This window comes from Sphingomonas sp. 66-10 (genome assembly GCF_001897045.1).
Lineage (GTDB): Bacteria > Pseudomonadota > Alphaproteobacteria > Sphingomonadales > Sphingomonadaceae > Sphingomonas > Sphingomonas lycopersici.
On sequence record NZ_MKRR01000098.1, the window covers coordinates 6,327 to 8,968 of the forward strand.

3 protein-coding genes, 1 tRNA gene and 1 pseudogene are annotated in these 2,642 nt (G+C 64.5%); 3 read left to right on the forward strand and 2 right to left on the reverse strand.

All coding sequences use genetic code 11. The features are described from left to right. The 3 genes and pseudogenes from BGN95_RS08715 to BGN95_RS08725 form a co-directional block, all read left to right on the forward strand. Positions 1–245: pseudogene (locus BGN95_RS08715) on the forward strand (DUF1275 domain-containing protein); the annotation flags it as partial. Between the two features lie 613 nt (positions 246–858). Next, positions 859–1,728 (forward strand): OmpA family protein, encoded by an 870-nt coding sequence (locus tag BGN95_RS08720; protein WP_265268386.1) that lies wholly within the window; start codon positions 859–861, stop codon positions 1,726–1,728. A gap of 238 nt (positions 1,729–1,966) precedes the next feature. Beyond that, the gene (locus BGN95_RS08725) at positions 1,967–2,158 is read left to right on the forward strand and encodes a hypothetical protein (RefSeq protein ID WP_179511718.1); all 192 of its coding nucleotides are present in this window, start codon (positions 1,967–1,969) and stop codon (positions 2,156–2,158) included. Between the two features lie 207 nt (positions 2,159–2,365). Here BGN95_RS08725 and BGN95_RS08730 read toward each other — a convergent pair. Both BGN95_RS08730 and BGN95_RS08735 read right to left on the reverse strand, forming a co-directional pair. Next, positions 2,366–2,442, reverse strand: a tRNA-Arg gene (locus tag BGN95_RS08730). 33 nt (positions 2,443–2,475) lie between these two features. Next, positions 2,476–2,642, reverse strand: a 167-nt coding sequence (locus BGN95_RS08735; RefSeq protein WP_286772476.1) for a DUF1178 family protein, incomplete at its 5' end; no start/stop codon positions are given.

Below are 2,642 nucleotides of genomic sequence, written 5' to 3' on the forward strand. Positions count from 1 at the left end.
CGACGGTGCTGACGCTGACGATCACCGGGATCGCCGCGGACTCGCGCCTCGCCGGCGGCAGCGCCCCCAATCTCATGCGGCGGATCGCCGCGATCGTCGCGATCCTCGCCGGTGCGTGCGTCGGCGCGATCATGGTGACCCGGATCGGGCTCGCTTTCCCGCTGGCGGTGGCCGGGTTCATCGTTTTTGCCGGCACGATCCTGTGCGTCCAGCATCCCGCCGCCGCCAAGCCGCACGATCTTTGAAGGGCACCTCCTCCGGCCGAAATAGCGATGCCTCGTTTAGCCGCCGAGCGCTGGCATCGTCGCCCGCCTGCCGATTTGTTCCCACCAATCGAGCCACGCGATCCGGTAGCAACGATGTAATGATCGAGTTCGGCTTCATCCCCGCCGGCTGGAGCTTTCCGTCCACACGTATTGCGTGGCTATCGCTGGACGCCCCAAAGCGTGGTTACAAAGCTCACCCCGACCGGTCGACTGCATCGACAATCGCCGCAACCGGGTGATGCCAAGTTCTCGACAGGACTGTTGCTCCTTTGCCTGAAGCCAAGCGGGCCTGTGGTGGCGCGCAGTCCTGTCGAGTGCGCTATTTCCCGCGATAGTTTGGATCGCGATGTCCCGGCCGCAACGACGGCTGAGGGAATCGATCCCGCGCGTGCCGCGTTGCTGCGCAAGATCAACCGCAGCATGCGCAGCGGACCTTTCGACTCACTGCACGGCGGTACAGGCAACAACGGTTCGTCGCACACTGCACTCCAATTACCCGCTCTCCCGACCGTCCTACCGATGACGTTCATGCGCGAGACAGGTGAATCTGAACACGCCGACCGCACTGGGGGAGTTTCAAGGGAGACGCTCGATGCGCACCAATATGAATAGCCGAAGAGTTCGCTTCCCGCTGGCCGCACTGGCCCTGTTTGCCTCGGGCAACGTGTTCGCACAGGAACAGACCGCGCCCGACCAGAATGTCGTCGTCACCGGCGTGCAGGAGCATGACGCAGCGGCGATGACGCCGGGGCCTGAGGTCAAGGGCGTGATCACTGCACGCAACGGCGACAAGATGAAGGTCAAGACCGCCGACGGCAACAGCGTCGTGATCGCGGTCAACGATGCGACGCGGGTCAAGACCGGCGGCCTGTTCGGCGGCCGCGGCAAGCTGGGCGCGGAATCGCTGCTCAACGGGATGCCGGTCACCGTCAAGACGCTGCAAGCGGGCGATGCTTTGGTGGCGAGCCAGGTTACGTTCCGCAACAACGACCTCAAGACCGCGTCGATGATCCGCAACGCGACCGATCAGCGCTTCGACGAGCAGACAGCGGCGACCGAGGCGCTGCGCGGCCGGCTGGGCGATATCGACAAATACAACATCAAGGGCACCACCAACGTGCACTTCGATACCGGCAAGTCGGATCTGTCGGCGCAGGACAAGGCGCTGCTCTGCTCGACCGCGACCACCGCCCAGGGAACCGAAAACGCGCTGTTGCTGGTCGTCGGCTATACCGATTCGACCGGCGGCGACGACTTCAACCAGCAGCTCAGCGAGAAGCGCGCCAGCCGCGTGATCAATTATCTCCAGCAGAATTGCGGCTGGAAGCCCTATCGCATGCTTACCCCCACCGGGATGGCCAAGGCCGACCCGCTGGCAAGCAATGACACCCCCGAAGGCAAAGCCCAGAATCGCCGCGTCGCGGTGAATATCCTGGTCAGCAAGAGCGTCGACGGGATGTGAATAGCGCGGGGAGGCCCCGCCTCCCCGCATGCGGCGCCCCCGAGGCGCCCCGCAATCGGATCGGGAACGGCCGGCCCGCTCCCGACGCCGTATTCTTGTGCCCGGATGATCCGCCGCGCTGCGCGGCCCGGTCTTTTCCCGCGGTCTTCAAACGCCTGTTTTTGCTGGCGCGCTAACCGAAATGCATGCGATCCTTCGCCTACCGACTCGGCATCCCGCACGGTCGGAAGGGGTGATGATGATGAGGCTGATTCTCGCCGCGCTGACGGCCACCGCATTGCTGTCCACGCCGGCGTTCGCTGCGCCGTGCCGCGACGCCAAAGGCAAGTTCATCAAATGTGCCACCAAGCCCGCACCGAAAACCACGCGGTGCAAGGACGCCAAGGGCAAATTCGCCAAATGCGGCACGCCGGGCGCGCATCCGGCATAAGAACCGGCATGGCCGGCGATGCGAATTGCCGGCCATCCATTTCCGAAAAGGTTCGGCCGAAGCTCATCCCGGTGGTTGAAGGTCCACCCGGAGGGCTGAGTGCAAAATGTGTCCACCCCGGCGGAGGCCGGGGTCCAGCATCGGGCCGCTCGTAACTGGGCCAAATAATCCAAATTCCGAGACGGCGCCTTAAGCCACTGAAATAACTGGCGTCCCCGAGAGGATTCGAACCTCCGACCTGCGGTTTAGGAAACCGTCGCTCTATCCTGCTGAGCTACGGGGACGTGAGGCCGCCCTATCCGCTGGTTTCTTTACGGTCAATTGAGCGTCTCGGGCGGCTGGACCGGGAGCGGCAGCGGGGCGACGGGCACCCCTTCCTCCGCCAGCGCCTTCGCTTCGGCGGGGGTCGCCTGGCCGTGGATCGGCTCGTGATCGCGCTCGCCGAGATGCATCGAGCGCGCTTCCTCGGCGAACTTCTTGCCGA